The sequence below is a fragment of the Francisella sp. Scap27 genome (assembly GCF_013394105.1).
In the GTDB taxonomy this organism is placed as follows: domain Bacteria; phylum Pseudomonadota; class Gammaproteobacteria; order Francisellales; family Francisellaceae; genus Francisella; species Francisella adeliensis.
Genome location: NZ_CP041326.1, coordinates 1,146,146 through 1,172,233, shown reverse-complemented (window position 1 = coordinate 1,172,233; position 26,088 = coordinate 1,146,146). Strand labels below are relative to the sequence as shown.

Genomic DNA, 26,088 nt, shown 5'->3' with positions numbered 1-26,088 from the left:
TTTTATATACAAATCAAATCTAAAAAGTTAAAATATATAGGTATTTTTCAAACTTTAATATCCGTGGAGGTCATAAAGCATGTCTGATATTAAAAATATCACGAAACTTCAAATCGAAGACAAAGGGAATAAGTATTCACTTTATAGTTTAAAAAAGTTATCGGAGCAACTTGGCAAAGATGTAAGTCGCTTACCATATTCTATAAGAGTGTTATTAGAAAACCAACTTAGAAATATAGATGGCTATAAAGTAAAAGATGAAGATATGCACAAGGTCTTAGACTGGGATGCAAAATCTACTTCTCGTCCTGAAATTCCACATATGCCTGCGCGTGTTGTGATGCAAGATTTCACAGGTGTACCAGCAGTGGTTGATTTAGCTGCTATGAGAAAAGCTATCAAAGATGCTGGTGGAAATGCTGATAAAATCAATCCGCTAGTAGATACTGCTATGGTTATTGACCACTCAGTCCAAGTTGATTATTATGGTACAAAAACTGCTTTAGCACAAAATGTATCAAAGGAGTTTGAGAGAAATGGTGAAAGATATAGCTTATTAAAATGGGCTCAAACATCATTTGATGATTTCACAGTTGTACCACCAGGTATGGGTATTATTCACCAAATTAACTTAGAGTACTTAGCCAAAGGTGCATTAGTTAAAAATATAAATGGTGAAGATGTAATCTATCCTGATACTCTTGTTGGTACAGATTCACATACTACTATGATCAATGGTGTTGGTGTAGTAGGTTGGGGTGTTGGTGGTATTGAAGCTGAAGCTGTAATGCTTGGTCAGCCATACTACATGGTACTTCCAGATGTAGTAGGTGTTAAACTTACTGGTAAATTGCGTACAGGTGTAACTGCTACAGATTTAGTTTTAAAGATAACAGAAACTCTTAGAAAGCATGGTGTGGTAGGTAAGTTTGTTGAGTACTATGGTGAGGGCATGGACAACCTAACTCTTCCAGATAGAGCAACTATAGCAAACATGGCTCCAGAGTATGGTGCTACAATTGGTTTCTTCCCTGTTGATGAAGTGACTTTAGATTTCTTTAACAATACAAACCGTGGCGAGTTAGTAGATGCTTGTCGTGAAATGTACAAAGAGCAATTACTATTTAGAGAAAACCCTGCTGAAGAGCCAGAATACTCAAGCATAGTTGAAATTGATATGTCTGATGTTGAATCTAACTTAGCTGGACCTAAAAGACCTCAAGATAGAGTAGCTTTTCATAATATGAAGACAGCGTTTGCTGAAGCTCTAGTTCATGAGCAAGGTTTACATGGTTTTGGTTTAACTCAAGAAGAGTTAGCAAAATCTGCAGAAGTAGCAGGTACAGGTGAGCAAATTACTCATGGTTCATTAGCTATTGCTGCAATTACTTCATGTACAAATACTTCAAACCCATCGCTTTTATTGGGTGCTGGATTATTAGCTAAAAAAGCTAATGAAAAGGGTCTTAAAGTTAAGCCTTTTGTTAAAACTTCTTTAGCGCCTGGTTCACAGGTTGTAACTCAGTATTTAGAAAAAGCTGAATTACTTCCAGAATTAGAGAACTTAGGTTTTAACCTTGTTGGTTATGGTTGTACTACTTGTATTGGTAACTCAGGACCATTAGATCAACCTGTACTTGATGCTGTAAACGAAGCTGATTTAGTTGTTGCATCTGTAAGTTCGGGTAACCGTAACTTTGAAGGTCGTATTAACCCTCATGTAAAAGCTAACTATCTTGCATCTCCTATTCATGTGGTTGCTTATGCATTAGCTGGGACAGTTGATTTTGATCCAGTAGAAGATGCTATAGGTGTTGATGCTGAAGGCAATGATGTAATGCTTGCAGATATTTGGCCAAGTAATGAAGAAATTGCTACAATTCAAGCTGAAGTTGTGAATGCTGCAATGTTTAAAAAGGCTTATGCAACTGTACTTGATGGCACAAAAGATTGGCAGGAGCTTCAAGTTCCTACGGGTCAGCTTTATGAGTTTGATAAAAACTCTACTTATATTCAGTGTCCTAGCTTCTTTGAGAAGTTTGCTGATGGAGGTAATGCTGATTTAGATATTAAAGGTGCTAGAACACTACTTATGCTAGGTGATTCTGTAACAACAGACCATATATCTCCAGCAGGAGCTATTCCAGAAGATTATCCAGCTGGTCAATACCTAAAATCTCACGGTGTAGAGAAAAAAGACTTTAACTCTTATGGCTCTCGTCGTGGTAACCATGAAGTGATGATGCGTGGTACATTTGCAAATATTCGTATCCGTAACTTACTTCTTGACGGTGTAGAAGGCGGGTATACTAAGTATCATTTTGATGGTTCACAGCAGTATGTATTTGATGCTGCTATGAAGTATAAAGAAAAAGGTATTCCTCTTGTTATCTTGGCAGGTAAAGAGTACGGTACTGGTTCATCGCGTGACTGGGCAGCTAAAGGTACATTCCTTTTAGGTGTAAAAGCTGTAATTGCTGAAAGTTATGAAAGGATTCACCGTTCTAATCTTGTTGGTATGGGTGTATTGCCGTTACAGTTTATGGATGGGCAGTCTGCGAAGACTTTAGGCTTTGATGGCTCTGAGATGTTTAACATTAAAAACGTTGCAGATATTAAGCCTCGCCAAACAGTCGTTGTGGAAGCAGTTCATCCAAAGACAGCTCACACAACTACATTTGAAGCTTTAGCTCGTTTAGATGCTGATGTGGATGTAGATTACCTAAAAAATGGTGGTATCTTACAAACAGTTCTTAAAGACATGATGGCTGGAAATGCTTCTGGAGGCTCTTGCCCATTTTCTAAAATGGCTGGCTTTTTTAAGAAAGTTTTTAAGTAAGCATTGATCAATAAAAATATCTAAAAATTACCTTGTTGTAATAATCTCAATGAAATTTCTATATTTGCTTTAAATTTATAGCTATTTTAACGCTGTATTTTTTTGTGGTTTTTTCATTAATTAAAATTTTATACAAATCTACTATCTTTAAGATTTAGAAAAAGATTGCCTTTATTATGTTAGTAATGATAAAGTTTAAGCAGTATTATTAAAGTATTTTATATTATAAATATGATTAGAAAATTCTTAACTATTTGTGTGCAGAAAAAAGCATCAGACTTACACTTGTCTTCAGGATGTAAAGCAAAGTATAGAGTAGATGGTGATTTAATAGATATTGAGTCATCGCCTGTTTTGAATGATAAGATGATTTCACAAATGCTACTTGATATTATGACAGATGATCAAAAAGAAGAGCTTGTTGAAACTTATGAATGCGACTTTTCTATAGATGATGCGGAAAATGATGCTAGATTTAGGGTGAATGCATTTTTTCATAATCGTGGTTATGGAGCGGTTTTCCGTAGGCTTGAGAATAAAATACCTACGCTAGATCAGTTTGGAGCTCCCGCGATTCTTAAGACGGTTCAAGCTAAAAAAGGTGGCTTAATACTTGTAACAGGGCCAACAGGTTCTGGTAAAAGTAGTACACTAGCAGCACTTGTTAATGAACTTAATCAAAAAGAAGATTCCCATATTCTTACAATTGAAGATCCTGTTGAGTTTGTTCATGTAAGTCAAAGAGCTTTGGTGAATCAGAGAGAAGTTAAAAGAGATACTAAGAGCTTTAACGCTGCATTAAAATCAGCACTTAGGGAAGATCCAGATTGTATCCTTGTTGGTGAGATGCGTGATTTAGAAACTATTAGATTGGCACTTGAAGCAGCTGAGACAGGTCACTTGGTATTAGGAACGCTTCATACTATGTCAGCTATCAAGACAGTTGATAGGGTAATATCGGTGTTTCCACCAGCTGAACAAGAGCTTGTGAGAAATATGTTGGCAGAATCTTTGGAAATTGTCATATCTCAGCGACTACTTAAAAGAGCAGGTGGTGGTCGAGTTGCATCATATGAGGTTTTGATTTCAAATTCTGGTATAAGAAATATGATTAAAGAAAATAAACTTTCTCAAATTTATACCGCTTTGCAAACCGGCACAGCTAAAGGTATGATAACTATGGAGCAAAGCATAGAGAATCTTCTTAAAGCTGGGACAATCACGCCAGAAGAGGCAGCTAAATATATTATCGTTAGATAATTTTTCATATCGTAGTAATAACGGTTCATATAAGAGTAAGATAAAAAAATAAGATTTAGATATATTCTTTTTAAGAGTTAGTTTTTGTATTATTTATTCTACAACGCTTATGTCCACAGAAGGGCGTAAAGTCGAACATACAACTAAAGCTTCATGAACTGGATGATCGGCAAATTTTTCAAAAGGAGCATCTGCGCCTGCTTTAGTATTGATGTATGGGATAGTTTGCTGCATTAAGTTATAGTCAAACCTAGGTGCCCATTTACGTGAACCAAGTCTAGCAGTTGTTGAGCAGTTATCAACCATGTGAGAGACACCTTTAAAGTGCATATATGGGTTTAGTGAATCAACTGCTTCAATAATAGATTCATTAACAATCTCAGAGTAAGAATGTCCTTTTTGAGCTAGAACATCAGATTGAGCCATAATACAAGCGATATAAACACCTGCTGTAATTGGATCAATCAAAGTTGTGTGCTGATCACGCTCAGCTCTTACTTTTTCACCCACTTTCCATAGTTCAGTCTTATCGATTTTACCCATTGGTAAACGATCGTGACGTGCACCAGCCATTACGACTGAACGAATTTCATTACCGCTTTCAACATCTTCGTAGCACTCAATTAAGATATCTAGTAATGGAGTGTAAGCAGCATTGTAAGCATTTTCAAATTTTTGCTTGTCTTCAGCAGTTTCTAGACTTTCGTATACTTTTTTCATTCCTTGTGTTGAGATGATTTTAGATATAGGTCCAGTAATTGCTTCAGCAGTACGGCGGAAAGCTTCTTCTTTGTCCATACCATTATCAGTGAAGTAACGATAAAGTACTTCAATAATTCCATGTACACCACCAAGTAAAACACCTCTTTCACCAAAGATATCAGAACGATATTCCATTTCCATAGTTGTTGGGAATACAAATGGTGCGCCACAAGCTATAGCCCAACCTAGAGCTTGTTCAGTTGCTTTACCGTTAATATCTTGATAAACACCAATACTACTATTGATACCAGCACCATTTACTGTTTTGCCTTGCTCGTATAAACGACGAACTGAAGGTCCCATGCCTTTCGGACACATAGCAACAATATTTATATCGTCTCTAACTTTGTGATTAATACTTTCAATAAAACCAATTAAGAAACCATGAGAGAAGCCTAAAGTAGCACCAGGCTTAACTGCTGATATGATTTTGTCGTAAAGTTTCGCTTGAGCTGCGTCAGATATTAAAATAATAGCCATGTCTGATTCTTTTATAACATCAAACATTTCACCTAGAGTACCATTTTCTTTAGTAAATCCAGCAGCATTTGCTTCTTTTTCTGAGCTAGATCCTGCACGCAAGCCAACTTTAACTTTAATGCTAGTACCTTCTAGAGAGTCACGCAAATTTTGTGCCTGTGCTGGACCTTGAGATCCCCAGCCGATTACACCGATTTGCTTGATTCCTTCAAATGCTTGAGGTAGTTTCTCAAATAAGTGACGACCACCAGCAACGATAGTTTCATTATTTCCACCTAAGCTGTACTCTTTAACTTCAAAAATATTGCTTTGAATTTTCATAACCATTCTCCAGTATTTTAACTCTATTGTTGTAAATCTAATTATACAATCTACACAAAGTGTTACTTGAAATAAAGTGAAAAATTTGCAATCATTTATTGCATAAATCGCAATGAAAAATAAAAATGATTGATAAAAAAGAATTGAATGCATTTAAGGTGTTAGCAGAGACTTTACATTTTGGGAAAGCAAGTGAGAAATGTTTCCTAACTCCTTCAGCTTTAACTAGGCTTATACAGAAAACTGAACAAGAGGTTGGACTAATTCTTTTTGAAAGAGATAGTAGAAATATTAGGTTAACAGATGCAGGAAAAGTGTATTATCAGTTCACTAAAGAAATGTTACAAAAATATGAAGATCTTAATTGTATTCTACACCCTAAAAAAGGACAAATAGCAGGAGATATTAGACTATCGTGTACAGTTACAGCATCATATGCAGTTTTACCTGAGGTTGTTAAAAAGTTACATCTTAACTATCCTGGCATTAAAATACAGTTAACCACAGGGTCAATAAAAAACTGTACTAGCCAATTAGAAGAAGATTCTACCGATGTAATAATAGGGATCCTTTCAAAAGATATCCCTAAAGGTTTTTGTGTAAAAGAAGTATTAACTACGAAAATGGTTATGATTGCACCTGCTATAAAGAAAATCAAAAATTTAAGACAAGTTATTAGAGATATACCTTTTATAAGGCCATCCCACTATATTGGAGGTAGTAATTTAGATGAATGGTTTGCTAAACAAAATCTAAAACCAGAAATATATGGTGATATTGATGGAAATGAGGCCATTTTGTCATTAGTATCTTCGGGTATAGGCAGTTCTATATTACCAGAAGTGATACTGAAACATAGCCACCTATCTAAGTCTGTAAATATAATAAAAACAGTAGATCTACCGGAAATATCTGTAGGTGTCGTAATGAGAAAGGAAGCTTTAATTTCTCCCGTCAAAAATATTTTTTGGGAGCTTGTTGAGAAACTAGATGTTATTGAAGCCTAAAACATTAAATCAAGACTATATACTAAATAACTTTGATCTATATTTTTAGTATTTGTGTATGTTTATGGTTTCTTAATAATGGAAGTTTTGTAAATTACTACTCTTGTGTAATAAAAGAGGGTATAAGCACTAGTAGCTGAAAGGGTGTTGCTACACTCTTAAAAAATAGTCTTATAAAAAGACTTACTTTAATTTTTATGTATAACCATATGTCTATATTTTTCAACTGAACCTTGCTAAAATTACCATCATAAATTTTCTAATAATCTACATATTTACGGTTGTATACATGACTCAAGAAATAAACAAAAATTATAACCCAAAAGAAATCGAACAGACCAACTATAAAAACTGGGAAGAAAGCGGTAAATTTGCATGTGGAAATACCAATTCCGCTGAAAAATTTTCAGTAATGTTACCACCTCCAAATGTGACAGGTACGCTACACATGGGGCATGGTTTTCAGATGTCGTTGATGGACATTCTGACTCGTTATAACCGTATGTGTGGAAAAGACACTTTGTGGCAACCAGGGACAGACCATGCAGGTATTGCAACTCAAATGGTTGTAGAAAGACAGCTAAATGCTGATGGAATATCTCGTCATGATTTAGGTCGTGAGAGTTTCTTGGATAAAGTTTGGGAATGGAAAGAGCTTTCAGGTGGAACTATTACATCTCAAATGCGTAGAATCGGAGCATCTCCAGATTGGGAGCGTGAGAGATTTACGATGGATGAGGGCTTATCAAAAGCTGTAACTAAGTCATTTGTGAAATTATATGAGGATGGACTTGCTTATCGTGGTGAGAGACTTGTAAACTGGGATCCTAAGCTTAAAACAGCAGTATCCGATTTAGAAGTTGCTCAGATAGACAAAAAAGGTTCGCTTTGGCATTTTGTATACCCTATAGCTGATAGTGATGAAAAAATGGTAATAGCTACAACACGCCCAGAGACAATGCTTGGAGATATGGCAGTAGCTGTACACCCAGAAGATGAGCGATATACACATTTAGTTGGTAAGATGATAAATCTACCACTTACAGATAGACAAATTCCAATTATTGCTGATGATTATGTTGAAAAAGATTTTGGTACAGGTTGTGTGAAAATAACGCCTGCTCATGATTTCAATGATTATGAGATGGGTAAACGCCACGATCTTGAGCTTTTAAATATCTTAACTGATGATGCAAACTTAAACGATAAAGTACCAAGTCAATACCAAGGCTTAGACAGATTTGTTGCGCGTAAAAAGATTGTTGCTGATATGGATGCTCTTGGTCTTTTAGATAAGATAGAGCCACATGATCTTAAAGTGCCTACAGGCGATAGAACAGGCGAAGTATTAGAACCATACCTTACAAAGCAATGGTTTGTAAAAGCTGATGTACTTGCAAAACCTGCATTAGAAGCGGTAGAGTCTGGTAAAGTTAGATTTGTGCCGGATAATTGGAAAAACACTTACTACTCATGGATGCGTGACTTACAAGATTGGTGCGTGTCGCGTCAACTTTGGTGGGGTCATAGAATCCCTGCTTGGTTTGATAATGATGGTAATGTATTTGTTGGAGAATCTGAAGAACAAATTCGTAAAAAGCACAATCTAGCAGATAGCGTAGAGCTTAGTCAAGATAACGATGTATTTGATACTTGGTTTTCATCTGCATTGTGGCCATTTAGTACGCTAGGTTGGCCTGAGCAAACTCCTGAGCTAGCTAAATACTACCCTACAAGTGTACTTGTGACAGGGTTTGATATTATATTTTTCTGGGTTGCTAGAATGATGATGTTTGGTATGTATTTTATGAATGATATACCGTTTAAAGATATCTACATTACAGGGCTTATTCGTGATAGCGAAGGTCAAAAAATGTCTAAATCTAAGGGTAATGTACTTGATCCTGTTGATTTGATAGATGGTATCTCACTAGAAGACTTAGTTGCAAAAAGAACTACAGGTCTTATGCAACCACAAATGAAAGCAAAGATTGAGAAAGCTACGCGTAAAGAGTTTCCAAATGGTATAAATGCTTATGGTTCGGATGCTGTAAGATTTACATTTGCTGCATTAGCATCTACTTCTCGTGATATTAGTTTTGATACTCCTAGAGTAGAGGGCTATCGTAATTTCTGTAACAAGCTTTGGAATGCTTCAAGATTTGTAATGATGAATCTTGATGGTTATAAGGTTTGTGATAACTATGAGCTAAATGTTGCAGATAAATGGATTTGGAGTGCTTTAAATAATGCTGTAGCTGAAGTACACAAGCATATTGCGAACTATCGTTTTGATTTAGTGGCAAATACTATTTATGATTTTGTGTGGAATAACTACTGTGACTGGTATGTAGAGTTTGCAAAAGTATCGCTAAAAGATGCCAGCCTTTCTGATGCTCAAAAAAATGGCGTTAAGTTCACGCTTGCAAAAGTATTAGAGAATATTTTAGCTTTAGCTCATCCGCTTATACCGTTTATTACAGAGAGTATTTACCAGCAGTTAAAAACTCATCTTGATAATGCTCAAACTTCAATTATGGATGTTGCATACCCACAGTTTGATGAGTCTCTTAAAGATGATAAATCTACTAGTTCGGTAGTTTGGTCACAAAATATTATCTCAACACTTAGAAATATGCGTAGTGAAGTAGGTGTTAAACCATCATTAGGAGTTGAGTTAATTATCAAAGAGCTTGATAGTAGGAGTGAAGAGCTTTTAAACTCTACACAAATGTTTATAAAGGCGTTAGCTAGAATTAATGCAATAACTATAAACTCTACACCTCCGACTTCATTGTCACAAATTGTTGAGGGGATTGAGCTAAACATTCCATTAGAGGGATTAGTCGATATAGAAGCAGAGCTAGCAAGACTTGATAAAGAGCTTGATAAGCTAACTAAAGAAGTTGAGCGAGTAGAGAAAAAGCTTTCTAATGAGAGATTTGTATCATCAGCTCCGCAAAGTGTGGTTGCTGCAGAGAAAGACAAGCTTACTAAGTATAAAGATTTGTATGCGAAGACTCTTGAGAAGAAAGAGGAGTTGGTTTAGTAGTTTTAAACTCTTAAGGAGTTCTTTATGAAGTTAGAAAGTGTATTGTCAAATTTGAATCAAGTTGAGAAAAATAAATTTATCAACGTTATTGATAATCTTATTCAAGAGAATAATATTTCAAAAAAATATGATCAGATTAAGCAAGCAACAAATAAAGAAATTGTTGCATTATTTAAACAAGCAAAACCTTACTTTGAAGAATATCTCCTCGAGAAATTATCTTATATAAACCCTAGTATAAGTATATTGACTGATATATTAAGCAGAGATGGAAACTCTGTGGCTCGAGTCTCATGGATAGAAGCCTTATATCATAAAGATATTGAAAGGCTTGAGGTTAAAGTAAAAGAATTATCTACAATACAAAATACAGAAACTGACCTTTTAACTTACAAAGGTAGAATGAATGTATATTTTTCATGTCTAAAAGAAGCTTATAATAATGATATTAGGAATAATCAAGAGCCTAAAATAAACAATGATGAAAGAAGTATTCTCAATGTACTGTCTGATAAGCTTGATATAAATCATGATGATAAAGTGGTTATTGAATATATGGTAAGACCATGCTGCAAACAAAACACTATTTCTGATTATTTAAATGAGTTGAGGTGCTTAGGTCTCCTTTTTGTAAAAAATAAAGAGCAAACTGTTTATATTGCGGATGAAATAGTTGAAATACTCAATGATATTAAAGGCAAAGCTATATCTGATAAATATTTAATTAGAATCTTAAGAACGCTATCTGATGCTGAGCTATCAAATGTTTTAAAAAGTCAGAATCAAAAAATGAGAGGCGTTGAGAGAGTAAATAAAATTAATAATATAGTCCACTTAGGCTTAGATATTAGAAAAATCCTCTCTGCATACATGTTTAACGATGGTGCTACCCAAAATGAAAGAAAAGAACGATTGAAACTACTAATCGATGATTTAAATATTGAGACTAAAACAATAGGCTCTACAGTTGAATCTAGAATAGATATCATAATAGATAGTTTGAAAAATATTTCAAAGATTGAGTCAAATGTTCTTAGCTCAGCAGGGTATGATGAATGTCTTGAAAAGTTAAATGAATATTTCAATAAAGAAAAATCGAAAGACTTTTTTTATGATTTGATAAGAGAACAGTTTGAAATAGAGTCAGTTGAAAAAATTGATTCAACTAGACTAAGACAATTATCAATCACACCATATGATATTCTTTATATTGTTGATAATGATGATATTAAAGCTATTGCTAAGTCCTTCGATTTAAGTAATAGAGGGAATGTTAGAGAGAGCATTATTAATAGTTTTAATGATGCTACGGATAAACTAATAGAAAATTATAGCTTGCTTGCAAGCAGAGATGTTAATTCATTAAATGCTAAGGGATTGAATCTGAGTGAGGCTGAAATAGGGATTAAATTTGAAGAAGCAACTAGAAGCATGCTTGAGCAGTTGGGACTTAACGTTGACGAAGAGTTAAGGTCAGAAATTAATACAGTTAAAGATAAAGCGGATTTAATAATTTCAACAAGTGATGATGATGTGATAGTTGGAGAAATGAAAACATATAAAGGCAGAGGGTATAGTAGTTACTCATCGGTAGCAAGACAGACAAAGTCATATGTGAAGTTATGTGAACAACATGGAAAAAATGTGACACAGGTTTTAGTTATAGCACCTGATTTTACAGATGATTTTATTGAGCATGCTGAACTGGATCCAGATATAAATATATCTCTTCTTGAAGCAAAAGGATTATACGATATATATGAAGCATATAGAAGCAAGAAAAACCCAAGGTTTAGCGTTCAATGGCTGCAAAAAGGTGGGTTGCTTAAGCATTCTCTTATAACGAAAAGAATCTAGTAAAGCATAAGTTATCTTAAAAAACTTTGATCGACATCTATCAATATAGACCTATCAACCTCATTAATATCTGTATGCCCACAAAATGCCATAGTTTTATCGATTTCTTCATAGAATATTTCTAAAACTCTTTGAGCGCCTTTTTCACCATAAGCACCAAGACCATAAACCATAGGTCTACCAATCATCCCAGCCGTTGCACCTAGGGCTTTTGCTTTGAGTAGGTCTTGACCTGTACGAACCCCGCTATCAATCATAACTTCAAGTTTAGTGTCTACAGCACCAATGATTTCTTCTAGGACCGAGATACTAGATGGAGACCCATCAAGTTGGCGACCACCATGGTTAGATACAACTATTGCATCAGCACCTGTATTTTGAGCCATAATAGCATCTTCAGTACACATGATACCTTTGATAATCATCGGACCATCCCATTGCTTTTGTACCCATTCAACATCATGCCAATTCAGACTTAAATCAAACTGCTCACTTGTCCATTTACCTAAAGATGCAAAACCATCTTTGTTTTCAGCATGGTTTGCAATGTTACCAAAAGTTCTATTTTTAGTTTTGAGCATATTTAAGCACCAAGGCATTTTAGTACTTAGATTGATTAGGTTTTTAAGGGTTGGCTTTGGTGGTACAGTTAAGCCATTTTTTATATCAGCATAACGATTACCAAGCATTTGCAAATCAGCAGTTAGTACCAATGCACTACAACCAGCATGCTTTGCACTTGCTATGAGATTTGCCATAAATTTTCTATCTTTCATCATATATAGTTGGAACCAAAAAGGCTTGGTTGTGTGTTTTGCAACTTCTTCAGTAGAGCAGATAGACATTGTTGATAGAGTAAATGGAATACCAAATTTTTCAGCAGCACGGGCAGCATGAATCTCGGCATCAGCATGTTGCATTCCTAGTAAGCCTATCGGAGCAAATGCTAGAGGCATTTTATACTTTTGTCCTAGGATTTTAGTTTCTAGAGAGCGATGTTGTATATCTGTAAGAACTTTTTGCTTAAAGAGGTATTTGTCAAAATCTTGCTGATTGTACTTCAGCGTTTGTTGTTTCCATGAGCCTGACTCGCAGTAGTCAACAAACATCTTAGGGACTTTACGGTGATAAACTTTACGCATATCATCAAGAGATGTGATTTTTTGTAGATTGTTTTGCATAGATATTTCCTATTGCGTAACTTTAGTAGTTAAACTTCAGTGAAAACTTTTTCTTCAGGAAGTCTTGATTTAGGTAACTTTGCATTAAAATCTTCTTCTGAGCTATAGCCAACTGTTACAATGACTGAAGTTTTTAAGCCTTTTTCTTCTAGGTTAAACTCTTTATCTATTATTTGTGGTTCAATACCTTCCATCGGTGTAGCATTTAACTCTAACCCTGCTAAACCAAGTAAAAGATTACCAAGGCTTATATAAACCTGTTTTTCTGCCCAATTTTGTAGTTCCTGTGGTCTATCTGAGTATGCTAATGCAAATTTCTCACGCACACCTCTTTGCATATTTTCAAATTCAGCAGTAGGGAAGCGACCATCTTTTTTCTCTTGAGCAATAAGCTCTTCTAGGTAGTTATTATCAATATCTGTCTTATAGCAAAGTACGATAGCTAAAGCACAATCTTTTATATTTGTTACATTTTTAGGGTGAATGTTTTCGGCAGACTTAGCAATCTTAGCTTTTGCCTCTTCAGAAGTGGCTAATATAAAATGCCATGGTTGAGAGTTTACACTTGATGGTGTAAATCTAAGAATATCTTTTATTTGTTGGATTTGCTCAGCTGTTAATTTTTTTGATGAGTTATAAGCTTTTGTTGTATAGCGAGTTTTTACGCATTTAGAAAGGTTCATGTTATTTTTTTGTGAAATTTAGGATTACTATAATTATACACATCAACCTTGATAGAGAGTAGATTATTATCGAGTTAGCTCTTATCGTAGGTGTTTGTTAAAAATTTTATTTTAGTCGCTTTAAACTCTGTGGGTAGCTCACTAGTATTGATTAATGTAAAATCTACTATAATTAGATACCTATAGCAAAAGACTTAAATACAACTATGATAAAAACAGCAGCATTAGTGTGTGTAAAAGACAACAAAATCCTTCTTGTACGAGTTAGAGATAATACTATTTGGTATTTCGCCGGTGGTAAAATTGACTCAGGAGAGTCTGCTGGTGAGGCAGTCTTACGAGAGGTTAAAGAAGAGCTGGGCGTTACTTTACAAGCTCCAGATATAAGTTATCTCGGTGAGACAGTTACTGATAATCACGATAGAACAGATACAGTTTCAATTCAGTGTTTTGCATCAGAGATCACTCAAGAAATAAAGCCTTGTGCTGAAATTTCAGAAATTAAGTGGTTTGATCTTGATGATAAAGAGTTTATGTCACCAGGGGTGGTTGAGGTTATTCGTAGATGGTATAGTTAGTGAAATAGATTAGCTAAAGTCCATAGTGGGGGCAGCAAGAGAGATGTTTTGATTGTAAGTGCTTACTTGGTTTACATTATAGCTAAAAGCACTAGTAGTGAATAGAGTTGCGATTAGTAGTATTGAGATAGAAGTTAATTTTTTCATAATAAATTTCCTTTTTTAATATCTTTTATTATTTCTTATTTTCTGAGGTTAGTATCTCACCTTTTTTATATAAATAAAAATACATTATATTTATAATGAATATAAGAAAAACTTATGAGTGGGGTTTTTGATTTTCACTCATTTTTTGAATAGGTTATTTGTAATAAATATCTCATTTTGTATTGGGACTGGTATAAAATTCTTCTTGTGAAAATAAGAGATTGTATCGTTTAGTGTTAGGGTTATCTTTAGAGGTTTGTGCAGAAAAAAATCTTAACTTCGCTAATAGAAATTTATTCGTAGGTGGTATGTTAAGCCTCCTGGGTTAGCTAAAATCCATAACAGGTGCTGCATATGAAATATTTGAATTATATGTACTTACTTGGTTTACATTGTAGCTAAAAGCACTAGTAGCAGATAGAGTTGTTATAAGAATAATTGAGATAGAGATAAGTTTTTTCATTTTAGAACCTTTATTGTGTTTTATTTTCTGAGGCTAGTATCTCATTAAAACTTAGGAAAGTTAAATATATAAGTTTTATTAAATATATAAGTAAAGGTTATGCTGTTGTTTGTTGGTGCTTTTGAATCTATAGAAGTAAGTTTACAGCGTGGAAAAGGTATTTATCTACCAGTATCCTTTTGCTTTAAAACGATCAATAAAGTGCTGTGAGAAGTGAATATGGTTAGGCTTAAGGTTTTCTAATAATTGCTTATATTGACCTGAAGCAAATATATAGTGTAGTACATAAGAAACATTGCCTTTACCTGCGATTTTTTCAATATTTACTTCGAAGTTTGTAAAGTCTGAAGTTTCATCAATGAAATTATCTAAAAGTTCGCATAGTTTATTCATGTTTTTTTCATCAGCTCTATTAAATTGCTTTGCTACTTCTAGATGGAACTCGTAAACACTATCGTGGAAAAAAGGGTAAACATCTCCTTCCCATGCTATTTTATAAGCTTCTTCGACATAGTTACTGCTTAATACGTTCAATTTCATTAAATCATAGTAGTATTTGTTATTCATAGAGACCTCTATTCTTTTAAGATTATTTATTTAATTCATCAATAACTATTTGGTTAACTTGTTTAGGGTTTGCTTTGCCTTTACTTGCTTTCATAGCTTGGCCAACAAAGAAACCCATTAGTTTAGTTTTACCTGCTTTAAAATCTGCAGCTTGTCCAGGGTTTGCTGTGATGATACCTTGCACTAGCTCGCGGATAGCGCCTTCATCAGAAACTTGCTTAAGCCCTAATCTTTCAATAATAATGTTAACACTGTCAGGGGCTTCAATATACCCTGCAATTACTTTTTTACCGTTAGCTTGTGATATAACATCTTTTTGAACACTTATAACAATATCTAAAAGTATTTCGCTAGGCACTATTTCAGCAGAAAACTCTTTACCTAGTTTATTAAGTGTTGCAATTAGGTCAACAGTAACCCAGTTATATGCAATTTTATAGTCAAGCTTAGTGATTAATTTATCATAGTAGTTAGCAATCTCTAAGTTTGATAGTAAAAACTCTACTTCTTGATCAGCCAAATGGTTACGGTACAATGCTTCTCGATCTTCTGGACTTAAAGGCATATCTGCTTTAACCGACTCAATATAATCATCTGTAATAATCAGTGGTAATAAATCAGGGTCAGGGAAGTATCTATAATCAAAAGCGTCCTCTTTTGCACGCATAGAGCGAGTTTCATTTGCATCAGCATCATAAAGACGCGTCTCTTGTACAACCTCACCACCATTTTCTAATACCGAAATTTGGCGGTTGTATTCATAATCTATAGCTTTATCAATAAATTTAAATGAGTTGATGTTTTTAAGCTCTGCTCTTGTACCAAACTCTTCTTGACCAAATGGGCGAATAGACAAGTTTACATCACATCTAAATGAGCCTTCTTGCATATTACCATCGCAAATACCTAATTGCTTAACTAGTTGATGAAGTTTTTTAAGATAAACTATAACTTCTTCAGCAGATCTAAAATCAGGATGAGTAACAATCTCTAAAAGTGGAGTACCTGCACGGTTATAGTCAAGACCTGTTTCTCCAGCTACATAACCGTGTACAGACTTACCAGCATCCTCTTCAAGATGGGCTCTTTCTATACGGATAGATTTATCACCCTTTGAAGTAGTGATATCTAGCTTACCATCTTGTACTATAGGGTTTGTAGATTGACTGATCTGATATCCTTTTGGCAAATCTGGGTAAAAATAATTTTTTCTAGCAAAAAAACTATTTTTTGAAATTGTCGCATCAACAGCTAAACCAAACATCGTAGCTTTACGAATAACTTCCTTGTTCACAACAGGTAAAGTCCCTGGTAAACCTAAGTCTAAAAATGCAGCTTGTGTATTTTGATGCTGACCATACTTTGTTGCAGAATTTGAAAAAAGCTTAGAGTTTGTACTAAGCTGAATGTGGACTTCAAGTCCGATAACCATTTCCCAGTTCATACTAAATCCTCGCTTGCTCTAAAATAAACTCTTCTACAGAGTGTTTTCTTTGATATTGTGTAACTAACTGTGTCAATACACTATCGTTAAACGCTTTTGCCATAAATTGACCGCCTACAGGTAAATCATTCACAAAACCAATAGGGAATGAAATCGCTGGTAGTCCAGAGATATTTGCAGGGATAGTGTATACATCTGAAAGATACGCCGACACAGGATCTAGTTTTTCACCTTTTTTGAAAGCTTCACTTGGTGCTGCTGGCATAAATATAGCATCAACTGTTTCAAATATTTCATTTATTTGACTTGTCATAACTTGGCGTAGTTGTTGAGCTTTGTTGTAATATGAATCATATTGGCTAGATGCTAAAACATAGTTACCAATCATAATTCTACGCTTAACCTCTTCACCGAAACCATCAGTACGAGAGAATCTATAAAGCTCTTCTAAATCTTTTGCTTGCTCATTACGGTAGCCATATCTCACACCGTCATATCTTGCTAAGTTAGCTGCAGCTTCTGCTGGAGTGATTATATAGTAAGTTGATAAAGCTTCTTTTAAGTCAGGCACTTTGATAGGTTTGATAACCACACCTTGATTTTTTAGGTTATCTAAAGTGTTTTGAATAGCCTCTTGCATTTGCTCAGGCAAATCTTTCATTAGACTTTCATCAACACCTACAACCTTTCCTGCAATGTCTTTATCTAAATCTTTTGTGAAATGCTTATCTGCCACACCCACACAAGTAGAATCAAACTCACAATCCCCTGAAATAGTATCAAGCATAATAGCCACATCTTCTGCATAGTGCCCAAAGATACCAGCTTGGTCAAATGATGATGCAAACGCTACCATACCAAATCTTGAAGTACTACCATAAGTTGGCTTCATTGCAGTAAGACCACAAAAACTAGCTGGTTGTCTTACTGAACCGCCTGTATCTGAACCAGTACTTACTGGAGATAATCCTGCCGCAACAGCAGCAGCCGAGCCACCAGATGAGCCACCTGGTACGCGTGAATTATCCCAAGGATTGCTTACAGCCCCATAATAGCTGTATTCATTAGTAGAGCCCATTGCAAACTCATCCATATTGAGCTTACCTAATGTAATCATACCTTGCTCTTTGCACTTTTTTGTAACAGTAGAGTCATAGGGTGCAATGAAATTATCTAGCATCTTTGAAGCTGCTGTAGTTTTTATACCCTTAGTGCAAAATAAATCTTTATGCAAAATAGGTATACCTGTAAGTGTTGTTTGCTTACCTTCGGCAATGATTTTGTCTGCATTTTGTGCTTCTTTTAAAGCTTCACCTTTTGCTAGTGTGATAACTGAATTTATCTCACCATCATATTTTTGAATTTTTGCAAGATAATCATTCATCAGCTCAACAGCTGTGATTTCTTTATTATCTAACCTTTGTCTTAATTTTTTTATATATGACATACTTTCCTACTTAACCACTTGCGGTACCATAAAATAATCATCTGTGACTTCACAGGCAAATTTATCAAAATCCGCACGATTGTCTTGCTTACTTGCTACATCTTCTCTGAACTTAAATTCTGTAGTGATTGGAGATATCATCGGCTCAACACCATTTGCATCGTAATCTTTTACAGTATCTAAAATTTCACAGATATTTGTAAGGTCGTTTGTGTATTGCTCTAATTGACTTTCTGTAAGCTCAAAGCTTGAAAGCTTAGCAATATGCTCTACTAGTTTTTTATCCATTTGACACCTAAATATTTTAGAAATAAATACGAAGGAAATTATAAAGTAGAAAAGATAATAAAAAAAGCTATATAAGACTATTTTATATTAGATGGTTGACTTTGTATTTGTTCACCAAGTGTAGCAGACGTTTTTGGTTTCACTACAGATTTATTTTTGTTCATACCAATATGTAGTTGACTGCTGTTCAGGTTGATAGGGAAGCCATTATATCTGCGCCACATTTCGAAACCTAAGCTTACATCATTAAGTAGCACCCAACCATGAACTTTAGTTCCTAGACGTAAAACATCGGATGTTGGCCAATCTCTTTTACCGCTTTGCTTTATAAATACTTTAAACTGACCCGTAGCGTTATTTTGGGGAGAAATAAATAGTACCTCACCCTCAAAAGTTCCTATGGCAACTTGTGGCCATCCGCTAAACTGTACAGCAGGCCAGCCTTCAAATTGCAGCATAACCTTATCTTCAACATTAACAAGGGGCATATCCATACTATTTATCCAAAGCTCAACTATACGTCCTTTACTTTCTGGGACAATGGTTGCAAGAGTATCACTGTCTTTTACAATTACACCACCGACACCATGGATGCGATCAACAATCACTCCATCAGTGGGGGCTTTAACCATACGGCTGTCTTGTCTGGCAATCTGCACTTTTACTTTGGCTAAGTCAACATTTGCTTTAGCTAATTCTTTTGTATAGTTCACCATTTCCATTTGAGCTTGTTCATAGACTCTTGCGGTACTAGCTCCTTTTTCTACCAAGTATTTATGTCTTTTAATGTTTCTTTTTGCATTTTCTATTGCAAGCTTAAATGATTTAATACCTAACTCGATTGCAGCTTTTTCCTCCTCGAGCCTTAAGACAACTTCCGGATCTAAATCTAGCACCTCAACTATTGGGTCACCTTTTTTGACTTTCTCTCCTTCAAAAACATACCACTTTCCAAGTCTACCACCGATGGGAGCTGAAATACTTTGCTGTCTATCCGATGGTGAAAGCGTGGTGACTTCTCCATAGCCATCAACAGTTTGTTGCCATGGAATCATAGCAAGCACAACACCTATGCCTATTATGCAAATGAGAACTAAAAACATTATTTTCTTAAAGCTAGGATCTTTTCTTAGCATTTGATATGATTTTTTTTGCATAAGATCCTCCTATTTAATTGAAACAATAAGGGTAGCAATATCTAATTCACTTAAACTTTGAATTATAGATTTGTCACCATTTCTTTTTGTTAAACCGTACGAGTCCACTAAAATCAGTAGTTTAGGGGATTTAAGTATAGCTCGAATAACATTCATTTTTAATACAACAAGAGTATCAAACATCAAATCATACTTTATTAGCTGAGAATCGATTTTTTTCTGAAAATGTTTTTCAAGGAATTGTATGTCAAAAAGCTCAAGCAATTCGCTCAAAAGTTTCAGTTTGTCATGCGAGTATTCACCTTCACAAAGATTGTCTAAAACAGATCCAGCTATCACCTCTATACCAGAAGCTATATGAATATCTCTGCCTACAGTTTCGGGACAGTAATTGCTAATACAAACATTATTTATTTTGATAACTTCTTCAGCGCAGTTCGTAAAAAGTCCATTCAAGAGACTTTGAGCTGTTTTTGTCTCTAATGCAAGATTGTATTGATTTTGCTTAGTATAATCTAATAAGTATTTTTCACTAGTGTTTAGCTCAATTTCTAAAACCCTAATTCCACCTTCAATATCAGCAATACTGGTATTTGCCTTTTGCGGTTCATTTTTCTTTGCTAAATCTAATAAATCTTTTATCTTCTTAATTCCAACTAAAAACCCGTAGCAATCATTAAGATATTGGCTGAATTTTAGTAAACCTAAAAGGACTATGTTTACTAATAGTTCGGCAGCTATTAGCTGACCAATTGAAAGTTGTCCCTGAATAATGAGGTAGCTTCCTATTCCAAGTAGTAGAATATTCATGAAAATATAGGTTAAGCCTATATAAATATGTTGCTTTAGCATCACGCTGAAAAAACCATCTCTAGCTTTGATATATTCACATAACTTATTATCAACTTGCTCAACAGAGTTGTTCATTGGACGTTGCCTAAACGATAAGAATTCAGATGTCTTTTCTTCAAACCAGTATACAATATCGTATATAACATCAGACTCTTTGAGGCTTTGTTTGTAACCGGCGTTTAATGGCAGAAATATAGATAAAAATATACAGGTGATTAGTAGTATGTCAAACACCAAAAACATCGGATGATAGAAGGCTAGAATAATTACGCAGAAAAGTGTTTGTAAGAAAATATCTAGTAAAATCATAAACATAATAGATACTGATTTTTGCAGAACTTTTAGTTCAAACAATCTGTTTAGTTTTTCTCTGACATTTACATCTTTTAAGTCGTTGAAATCTATCTTGTAAACGCAAGATACGACTCTAAACACTATTTCAATAAAGACTTTTCGCTGTATATGCTCCACTAATTTCACTTGGAATATCCTTACAAAAAATGCTGCCGTCAATAGTATTGATAGAATGGTTATTAAGGATATAACAGGTCTTATGGATAAACTTACTCCAACAAGATTTACAAGAGTTTGTACTGAAACAGGTATTGTTAAAGATAGAAAACCCAGCAGTAAGCTATATATGATTAATGAATATACTGTGTGTCGCGGTATTTTCAGAACAGTCTTTACTTGTTTGTATAACATAATGATATATAAGAATATAAAAACATTTATACTAGATTAGTATAGTCGAGAAATTTATAAAGTCTACTTTATGCTAATTAAATTTATTTAACGAAAGTTTGTATATGAAGAGATCGTTAATTCTGTAAAAGCCAACGCATGTCACGTTTTTGTATAATTATTCTAAAGGGTGTAGAGTTCTGATATAATGATTTTTAAGTGAGTATTTGATTGAGTAGTAGAATTTAAATGGAACTAACCTCTATTAACCGTGTTTATTCAATTCTTATTGCAACTGCTGTAACGGTTGCACTTCTTAGTGTCTTTTTGTTCGCTAGGGCTGGAGTGTCAATAGGAGTGATAGTGGTCATGGCACTATATCTCTTTTCGGGTAAATTTTCTTTTAAAGATCTAAGGCAGAATCGCTCTTTGTTTTATTTGTTTTTAGCTGGAATTATCATAAATATTCAAATGATTTATGTTATGGTAATTAATCAGGAGTTTATGGCGAAGTCACTCTTTGGTTTTTCAAACCCTATATTGGTAGTTGTTTATGTTCTTGCTTTGACGCATTTTTTATCTAGGAGTGTTAAGGTAAGAGATTGGCTTATTAAGTTTTTCATTTTTATCGTTTCTGTATTTGCTATAGTTAGTTTAATTGCATATGTCTATAGATACATGCATGGTGCTGGCTTTATCATTAGTGATTTTTATAAGGGAGTGAGGGGTGGCTCAGTAATGCAATCTGTAGTTGCAATAAGCTTGCCAATAGTTTCTATTATGATTCTTATTAAAATGGGGCGTTCGGAGAAGACTATATCTAAAATACTTTTAATGTTGCTCACTATAACTATTGTTTTTGTTGATCTGTTTGCAAATAGAAGTAAGGCAGGTTACCTAATAGAGTTTGCTGCATTTATTTACTTCGCTCTTTTTCTGGTGAGGCGTTATGCACATCAAAATAATTATAGTTTCAGGCGTCTGCTTTATATGATTATAGTTACTGTTTTAGTCATTCTCACATTACTGGTTGGGACATATAGATATTCAAGTATTTTCAATGATAGAACTACAGAAACATATAAGGAAATGACTGTATTCTTTGATTCACATAATAATAAGCAGGTAGTAGCTGAAGATTTAGGTTTAGCGTCAACACAGTTGAGATTACTTTATTATTACTCTTCTATCAAAGTTCTTCAAAACTATCCAACAGTATTTGTTTTCGGTTGTGGGTATGGGACTAATAAGCTTGATGTTAAAGAGTGTACTTCACAATTGATAGAGAGAAGTGATGAGTTGAGGGCAAACAACTCAGTGTTGAATGGTGGCATAATGCCTCATGATGAATTCCTGAGTTATGTTTTTAGAGGTGGTATTGTCGCAGGTGCAATGCTTTTGATGTTTTTTGTTATGCTGTTCTACGAAGCGAAATACCTTAGTCAAGATACTAAGGTGTGTCTTAGAATTTTAGCGATATCTTTTTTTATTGGGTGTGCTTTTGATTACTTTATTACGGTGCAAATGACTGTTTTTATATTTGCGACTCTTCTTGGGATATTTTTATCGGAGCGAAAGTTTGAGGATTGTGGAGTCAGTAATAAAGCTATGTCAAAGTAGTAAAAATCTATTTATAGGATTGAGCCGACCTTTTTAACTGCAGTCTTTACTCTTTGTACTTGCATCTAAAATATGCTAATATGGGGGCACTAATTGTATTTATAGTTTTCAATTCATGAGTACTAACATTTATGCGCAGTTTGCACCAATATTAATTTTTCTAATAATCGCTTTTGGTTTAGGGGTTGTTTTTGCTGTTGTAGGTAAAGTTTTATCTGTAGTAGTTGGGGCTAACAATCCCAGTAAGACAAAGGGAGAGACGTTTGAGTGTGGCTTCCCTGCATTTGGTGATGCAAGAGAGAAGCTTGATGTGCGATTTTATTTAATAGCAGTGCTATTTTTGATATTTGACTTAGAGCTGGCATTTATTATTCCCTGGGGTATAAACCTTAGAGCTAGTGCAACAATGCCAGCTATATCTAATCATGCGTTTTTTGCAATGATTATATTTTTGGGAGTGTTATTTTTGGGCCTAATATATGCTTGGAAAAAAGGAGCTTTAGAGTGGGAATAGGAAACGAAAACAAAGGCTTTATAACTGCAAGTGCAGACGCACTTATTAATTGGGTGCGAACAGGATCTTTATGGCCAGTAACCACAGGCTTGGCTTGTTGTGCGGTTGAAATGATGCACGCTGGTGCTGCAAGATACGATCTTGATAGATTTGGTGTGGTATTTAGACCCTCTCCAAGGCAGTCTGATGTATTGATAGTTGCAGGTACTTTGTGTAACAAAATGGCTCCAGCATTGCGTCAGGTTTATGATCAAATGCCTGATCCTAAATGGGTGATCTCAATGGGGTCATGTGCAAATGGAGGCGGATATTATCATTATTCATATTCTGTGGTTAGGGGTTGTGACAGAATTGTGCCTGTAGATATTTATGTGCCGGGATGCCCACCAACAGCGGAAGCTTTGGTTTATGGGATTATTCAGTTGCAGAATAAGATTGTTAGAACAAACACTATAGCGAGGAAGTAGTTATGAGTGTTTCTTTAGATCAACATCTTGATAGTCTTAAGAAAATTCTATCTGGCTTTGGTGTTGAGTTTGCCATTGCAAATCAAGAGTTAAATGTTGTCATAAGAGATCAGCGTGATATATACATGATTTTGAGTAAGTTGAAGAAAGATTATTTGTTTGAACAACTTACAGATATTACGGCTGTAGATTATTTGACTTATGGTCAGTCTGACTGGCAAGTTGGTAAGGTTGTTTCGCAAACAGGATTCTCGCGAGGTCGTGAGCAAGATGTTAAGATAACTAGTTTTGATAATAGGTTTGAGGTTATTTATCAACTTATGAGTATGTCAAATAATGTGCGTCTTAGAGTTAAGTGCAAGCTTAAAGATGCTCAGATAATCTTGGTTGATTCTGTGAGTGATATCTGGTCATCAGCAGACTGGTCAGAGCGAGAAGTTTATGATATGTTTGGGATTTATTTCAATAACCATCCAGATTTAAGAAGAGTTCTTACTGATTATGGTTTTGTTGGGCATCCATTGCGAAAAGATTTTCCTCAGACGGGCTATGTAGAAATGCGTTATGATGAGAGTTTGGGTAAGGTGGTTTATGAGCCTGTTGAGATTGATGATAGGGTTAATACTGCTAGAGTAGTTCGTGGCGAGTAAACATAATAGGTTTAAGAAATGGCAGAATATAAAAATTATACATTAAACTTTGGTCCTGTTCACCCGGCAGCACATGGTGTTTTGAGACTCATTTTAGAACTCGACGGTGAGAGTGTTGTTCGAGCAGATCCTCATGTGGGACTATTGCACAGAGGGACGGAAAAATTAGCTGAATTTAAGCCATACAATCAAAGTATTGGTTATATGGACAGACTTGATTATGTTTCAATGATGTGTAACGAGCACTCATATGTTATGGCGATTGAAAAGCTTTTAGAATTAGAAGTGCCTGAGAGAGCTAAGTATATTCGAGTAATGTTTGCGGAAATGACAAGACTTCTGAATCATTTGTTATGGGCAGCAGCTTGTGGTATTGATTTGGGTGCGATGACAGTATTTCTATATGCTTTTAGAATTAGAGAAGATCTTTTTGATTGTTATGAGGCAGTTTCTGGAGCTAGAATGCATGCTGCTTACTTTAGACCAGGTGGTGTTGCAAGAGATTTGCCTACACAAATGCCTCAATATAAAGAAAGTAGGTTCTCAAGCAAAAGAAAAACTAAGCGCTTAAATAAGCAACGCGACGGCAGTATGCTTGATTTCTTAGATAAATTTGTTATTGATTTTGAGAAATCCTTGGATGAAATAGATACTCTGCTTACAGATAACCGTCTTTGGAAACAAAGAAATGTTGATATTGGTATTGTGACTGCTGAGCGTGCAAAAGAGCTTGGTTTTACAGGTCCAATGCTTAGAGCTAGTGGGGTTGAGTGGGATCTTAGAAGAAATCAGCCGTATGAGGTTTATGATAAGTTAGAGTTTGACATTCCTGTTGGCGTTAATGGTGATTGCTATGATAGGTATCTAGTTAGAATGGCTGAGATGCGTGAGTCAAATAAGATCATTAAGCAGTGTGTTGATTGGTTGAGAGCTAATCCAGGCATTGTATTGTCTGAAAACCATAAGGTGACTCCACCAAGAAGAAACTCTATGAAAAATGATATGGAAGAGTTGATTCATCATTTTAAGCATTTCTCAGAAGGGTATTGTACTCCTGAAGGTGAGGTTTATCTTGGAACAGAGCATCCTAAGGGTGAGTTTGGGGTGTACATAAAGTCTGATGGTGCAAATAAGCCTTATAGGTTAAAAATGAGAGCGCCAGGTTTTGCGCATATTAGTGCATTAGATGAGATGTTGTCAGGGCATATGCTAGCAGATGCTCCAGCTATGATCTCAACGATAGATGTAGTATTTGGTGATGTGGATAGGTAGGAAAAAATGTCTTTAGTAAAATTAATATCGCCAGAAGCGAAAAAAAATATAGATAGGGTTTTAGCAAAATTCCCTGAGGATCAAAAAAGATCAGCAATACTAGAAGGATTGCATATATTGCAAGACGAAAATGGTGGTTTTTTGACTGATGATTTACAAACTGCATTGGCTGAATACTTAGGTGTGAGTAAGGTTGATGTGTATGAGGTTTCGACATTTTATTGTATGTATGATTTGAAGCCTGTTGGTAGGCACAAACTGAATGTATGCACAAATGTGTCTTGTATGCTTAATGGAGCGTATGAGCTTTTGAATCATGTTGAAAAAAGACTTGGGGTAAAGCCAGGTGAGACTACGAAAGATGGCAGGATAACTTTGAAAGAAGTTGAGTGCCAGGGAGCTTGTTGTGGTTCACCTATGCTTGAGGTTGATAAAGTTTTTTATGAAAACTTAACTATAGAAAAAGTGAATCAAATAATTGATTCTTTGGAGTAGT

General features: G+C 34.9%; 24 protein-coding genes. 13 read left to right on the top strand and 11 right to left on the bottom strand.

Features of this window, described 5'->3' with window-relative positions; genetic code table 11:
* Positions 1–79: 79 nt before the first annotated feature.
* Together acnA and FLM55_RS05690 are read left to right on the top strand one after the other, a co-directional pair.
* A complete protein-coding gene (gene acnA / locus FLM55_RS05695) occupies positions 80–2,839 on the top strand; it encodes an aconitate hydratase AcnA (protein ID WP_178948412.1) in 2,760 nt (919 codons plus the stop codon).
* Positions 2,840–3,070: 231 nt separating this feature from the next.
* On the top strand, positions 3,071–4,099 hold the full coding sequence (locus FLM55_RS05690) for a type IV pilus twitching motility protein PilT (protein ID WP_112869125.1): 1,029 nt from the start codon (positions 3,071–3,073) through the stop codon (positions 4,097–4,099).
* A 93-nt stretch (positions 4,100–4,192) separates the two neighbouring features.
* On the opposite strand, the gene FLM55_RS05685 is transcribed toward FLM55_RS05690, so the two are convergent.
* Positions 4,193–5,662, bottom strand: a complete 1,470-nt coding sequence (locus FLM55_RS05685) for a ketol-acid reductoisomerase (RefSeq protein ID WP_178948411.1) — start codon at positions 5,660–5,662, stop codon at positions 4,193–4,195.
* 125 nt (positions 5,663–5,787) lie between these two features.
* Between FLM55_RS05685 and FLM55_RS05680 the strand changes: the two genes are divergently transcribed.
* The 3 genes from FLM55_RS05680 to FLM55_RS09425 all read left to right on the top strand — a co-directional run bounded on the left by FLM55_RS05680 (position 5,788) and on the right by FLM55_RS09425 (position 11,578).
* Complete coding sequence (locus FLM55_RS05680; protein WP_178948410.1) at positions 5,788–6,669, top strand: LysR substrate-binding domain-containing protein; 882 nt, start codon at positions 5,788–5,790, stop codon at positions 6,667–6,669.
* Between the two features lie 289 nt (positions 6,670–6,958).
* Positions 6,959–9,718, top strand: coding sequence for a valine--tRNA ligase (locus tag FLM55_RS05675; RefSeq protein WP_178948409.1), 2,760 nt, complete (start codon positions 6,959–6,961; stop codon positions 9,716–9,718).
* Positions 9,719–9,745: 27 nt separating this feature from the next.
* A complete protein-coding gene (locus FLM55_RS09425; protein WP_218644476.1) occupies positions 9,746–11,578 on the top strand; it encodes a hypothetical protein in 1,833 nt (610 codons plus the stop codon).
* An 11-nt stretch (positions 11,579–11,589) separates the two neighbouring features.
* On the opposite strand, the gene FLM55_RS05665 is transcribed toward FLM55_RS09425, so the two are convergent.
* Positions 11,590–12,759, bottom strand: coding sequence for an alpha-hydroxy acid oxidase (locus FLM55_RS05665; RefSeq protein ID WP_178948408.1), 1,170 nt, complete (start codon positions 12,757–12,759; stop codon positions 11,590–11,592).
* 29 nt (positions 12,760–12,788) lie between these two features.
* Positions 12,789–13,442, bottom strand: coding sequence for an oxygen-insensitive NAD(P)H nitroreductase (gene nfsB / locus FLM55_RS05660; protein ID WP_178948407.1), 654 nt, complete (start codon positions 13,440–13,442; stop codon positions 12,789–12,791).
* A 206-nt stretch (positions 13,443–13,648) separates the two neighbouring features.
* Here nfsB and FLM55_RS05655 point away from each other — a divergent pair, with 206 nt between their 5' ends.
* Positions 13,649–14,020: an NUDIX domain-containing protein gene (locus tag FLM55_RS05655; protein WP_178948406.1), complete on the top strand. Its 372-nt coding sequence runs from the start codon at positions 13,649–13,651 to the stop codon at positions 14,018–14,020.
* Between the two features lie 9 nt (positions 14,021–14,029).
* Here FLM55_RS05655 and FLM55_RS05650 read toward each other — a convergent pair whose 3' ends face one another.
* The 8 genes from FLM55_RS05650 to FLM55_RS05615 all read right to left on the bottom strand — a co-directional run bounded on the left by FLM55_RS05650 (position 14,030) and on the right by FLM55_RS05615 (position 20,865).
* A complete protein-coding gene (locus tag FLM55_RS05650; protein WP_162699167.1) occupies positions 14,030–14,167 on the bottom strand; it encodes a hypothetical protein in 138 nt (45 codons plus the stop codon).
* 325 nt (positions 14,168–14,492) lie between these two features.
* Positions 14,493–14,630, bottom strand: a complete 138-nt coding sequence (locus FLM55_RS05645) for a hypothetical protein (protein ID WP_178948405.1) — start codon at positions 14,628–14,630, stop codon at positions 14,493–14,495.
* 165 nt (positions 14,631–14,795) lie between these two features.
* On the bottom strand, positions 14,796–15,197 hold the full coding sequence (locus FLM55_RS05640) for a hypothetical protein (protein ID WP_178948404.1): 402 nt from the start codon (positions 15,195–15,197) through the stop codon (positions 14,796–14,798).
* A 22-nt stretch (positions 15,198–15,219) separates the two neighbouring features.
* Entirely contained in the window at positions 15,220–16,641 is a 1,422-nt protein-coding gene (gene gatB / locus FLM55_RS05635; protein ID WP_178948403.1) for an Asp-tRNA(Asn)/Glu-tRNA(Gln) amidotransferase subunit GatB, read from the bottom strand.
* A 1-nt stretch (position 16,642) separates the two neighbouring features.
* A complete protein-coding gene (gatA, locus tag FLM55_RS05630; protein WP_178948402.1) occupies positions 16,643–18,088 on the bottom strand; it encodes an Asp-tRNA(Asn)/Glu-tRNA(Gln) amidotransferase subunit GatA in 1,446 nt (481 codons plus the stop codon).
* Between the two features lie 6 nt (positions 18,089–18,094).
* Positions 18,095–18,376 (bottom strand): Asp-tRNA(Asn)/Glu-tRNA(Gln) amidotransferase subunit GatC, encoded by a 282-nt coding sequence (gatC, locus tag FLM55_RS05625; protein ID WP_178948401.1) that lies wholly within the window; start codon positions 18,374–18,376, stop codon positions 18,095–18,097.
* Positions 18,377–18,453: 77 nt separating this feature from the next.
* A complete protein-coding gene (locus FLM55_RS05620) occupies positions 18,454–19,533 on the bottom strand; it encodes an HlyD family secretion protein (protein WP_178948400.1) in 1,080 nt (359 codons plus the stop codon).
* 9 nt (positions 19,534–19,542) lie between these two features.
* The gene (locus FLM55_RS05615; protein WP_256868851.1) at positions 19,543–20,865 is read right to left on the bottom strand and encodes an ABC transporter ATP-binding protein; all 1,323 of its coding nucleotides are present in this window, start codon (positions 20,863–20,865) and stop codon (positions 19,543–19,545) included.
* Between the two features lie 73 nt (positions 20,866–20,938).
* Here FLM55_RS05615 and FLM55_RS09495 point away from each other — a divergent pair, with 73 nt between their 5' ends.
* From FLM55_RS09495 to nuoE, 7 genes are all read left to right on the top strand, one after another.
* Positions 20,939–21,130: a hypothetical protein gene (locus FLM55_RS09495; RefSeq protein ID WP_256868850.1), complete on the top strand. Its 192-nt coding sequence runs from the start codon at positions 20,939–20,941 to the stop codon at positions 21,128–21,130.
* A gap of 188 nt (positions 21,131–21,318) precedes the next feature.
* On the top strand, positions 21,319–22,689 hold the full coding sequence (locus tag FLM55_RS05610; protein ID WP_178948398.1) for an O-antigen ligase: 1,371 nt from the start codon (positions 21,319–21,321) through the stop codon (positions 22,687–22,689).
* 115 nt (positions 22,690–22,804) lie between these two features.
* Entirely contained in the window at positions 22,805–23,203 is a 399-nt protein-coding gene (gene ndhC, locus FLM55_RS05605; protein ID WP_178948397.1) for an NADH-quinone oxidoreductase subunit A, read from the top strand.
* Complete coding sequence (locus FLM55_RS05600; protein WP_072713368.1) at positions 23,194–23,670, top strand: NADH-quinone oxidoreductase subunit B family protein; 477 nt, start codon at positions 23,194–23,196, stop codon at positions 23,668–23,670. The genes ndhC and FLM55_RS05600 overlap by 10 nt, the downstream gene beginning before the upstream one ends.
* 2 nt (positions 23,671–23,672) lie before the next feature.
* Positions 23,673–24,320 (top strand): NADH-quinone oxidoreductase subunit C, encoded by a 648-nt coding sequence (locus FLM55_RS05595; protein ID WP_178948396.1) that lies wholly within the window; start codon positions 23,673–23,675, stop codon positions 24,318–24,320.
* Between the two features lie 18 nt (positions 24,321–24,338).
* Positions 24,339–25,592 (top strand): NADH-quinone oxidoreductase subunit D, encoded by a 1,254-nt coding sequence (locus FLM55_RS05590; protein WP_178948395.1) that lies wholly within the window; start codon positions 24,339–24,341, stop codon positions 25,590–25,592.
* Positions 25,593–25,598: 6 nt separating this feature from the next.
* Positions 25,599–26,087, top strand: coding sequence for an NAD(P)H-dependent oxidoreductase subunit E (gene nuoE, locus FLM55_RS05585; protein WP_178948394.1), 489 nt, complete (start codon positions 25,599–25,601; stop codon positions 26,085–26,087).
* Position 26,088: the final 1 nt, after the last annotated feature.

What these genes read in the sequence shown, in the direction of transcription:
- FLM55_RS05620 (WP_178948400.1), bottom strand. Translation starts at nt 19,533, where the DNA reads ATGCAAAAAAAATCATATCAAATGCTAAGAAAAGATCCTAGCTTTAAG.
- gatC (WP_178948401.1), bottom strand. Translation starts at nt 18,376, where the DNA reads ATGGATAAAAAACTAGTAGAGCATATTGCTAAGCTTTCAAGCTTTGAG.
- FLM55_RS05675 (WP_178948409.1), top strand. Translation starts at nt 6,959, where the DNA reads ATGACTCAAGAAATAAACAAAAATTATAACCCAAAAGAAATCGAACAG.
- FLM55_RS09425 (WP_218644476.1), top strand. Translation starts at nt 9,746, where the DNA reads ATGAAGTTAGAAAGTGTATTGTCAAATTTGAATCAAGTTGAGAAAAAT.
- FLM55_RS05645 (WP_178948405.1), bottom strand. Translation starts at nt 14,630, where the DNA reads ATGAAAAAACTTATCTCTATCTCAATTATTCTTATAACAACTCTATCT.
- FLM55_RS05640 (WP_178948404.1), bottom strand. Translation starts at nt 15,197, where the DNA reads ATGAATAACAAATACTACTATGATTTAATGAAATTGAACGTATTAAGC.
- ndhC (WP_178948397.1), top strand. Translation starts at nt 22,805, where the DNA reads ATGAGTACTAACATTTATGCGCAGTTTGCACCAATATTAATTTTTCTA.
- FLM55_RS05655 (WP_178948406.1), top strand. Translation starts at nt 13,649, where the DNA reads ATGATAAAAACAGCAGCATTAGTGTGTGTAAAAGACAACAAAATCCTT.
- FLM55_RS05685 (WP_178948411.1), bottom strand. Translation starts at nt 5,662, where the DNA reads ATGAAAATTCAAAGCAATATTTTTGAAGTTAAAGAGTACAGCTTAGGT.
- nuoE (WP_178948394.1), top strand. Translation starts at nt 25,599, where the DNA reads ATGTCTTTAGTAAAATTAATATCGCCAGAAGCGAAAAAAAATATAGAT.
- FLM55_RS05650 (WP_162699167.1), bottom strand. Translation starts at nt 14,167, where the DNA reads ATGAAAAAATTAACTTCTATCTCAATACTACTAATCGCAACTCTATTC.
- FLM55_RS05690 (WP_112869125.1), top strand. Translation starts at nt 3,071, where the DNA reads ATGATTAGAAAATTCTTAACTATTTGTGTGCAGAAAAAAGCATCAGAC.
- FLM55_RS05590 (WP_178948395.1), top strand. Translation starts at nt 24,339, where the DNA reads ATGGCAGAATATAAAAATTATACATTAAACTTTGGTCCTGTTCACCCG.
- nfsB (WP_178948407.1), bottom strand. Translation starts at nt 13,442, where the DNA reads ATGAACCTTTCTAAATGCGTAAAAACTCGCTATACAACAAAAGCTTAT.
- gatB (WP_178948403.1), bottom strand. Translation starts at nt 16,641, where the DNA reads ATGAACTGGGAAATGGTTATCGGACTTGAAGTCCACATTCAGCTTAGT.
- acnA (WP_178948412.1), top strand. Translation starts at nt 80, where the DNA reads ATGTCTGATATTAAAAATATCACGAAACTTCAAATCGAAGACAAAGGG.
- FLM55_RS05595 (WP_178948396.1), top strand. Translation starts at nt 23,673, where the DNA reads ATGAGTGTTTCTTTAGATCAACATCTTGATAGTCTTAAGAAAATTCTA.
- gatA (WP_178948402.1), bottom strand. Translation starts at nt 18,088, where the DNA reads ATGTCATATATAAAAAAATTAAGACAAAGGTTAGATAATAAAGAAATC.
- FLM55_RS05610 (WP_178948398.1), top strand. Translation starts at nt 21,319, where the DNA reads ATGGAACTAACCTCTATTAACCGTGTTTATTCAATTCTTATTGCAACT.
- FLM55_RS05680 (WP_178948410.1), top strand. Translation starts at nt 5,788, where the DNA reads ATGATTGATAAAAAAGAATTGAATGCATTTAAGGTGTTAGCAGAGACT.
- FLM55_RS09495 (WP_256868850.1), top strand. Translation starts at nt 20,939, where the DNA reads ATGGATAAACTTACTCCAACAAGATTTACAAGAGTTTGTACTGAAACA.
- FLM55_RS05665 (WP_178948408.1), bottom strand. Translation starts at nt 12,759, where the DNA reads ATGCAAAACAATCTACAAAAAATCACATCTCTTGATGATATGCGTAAA.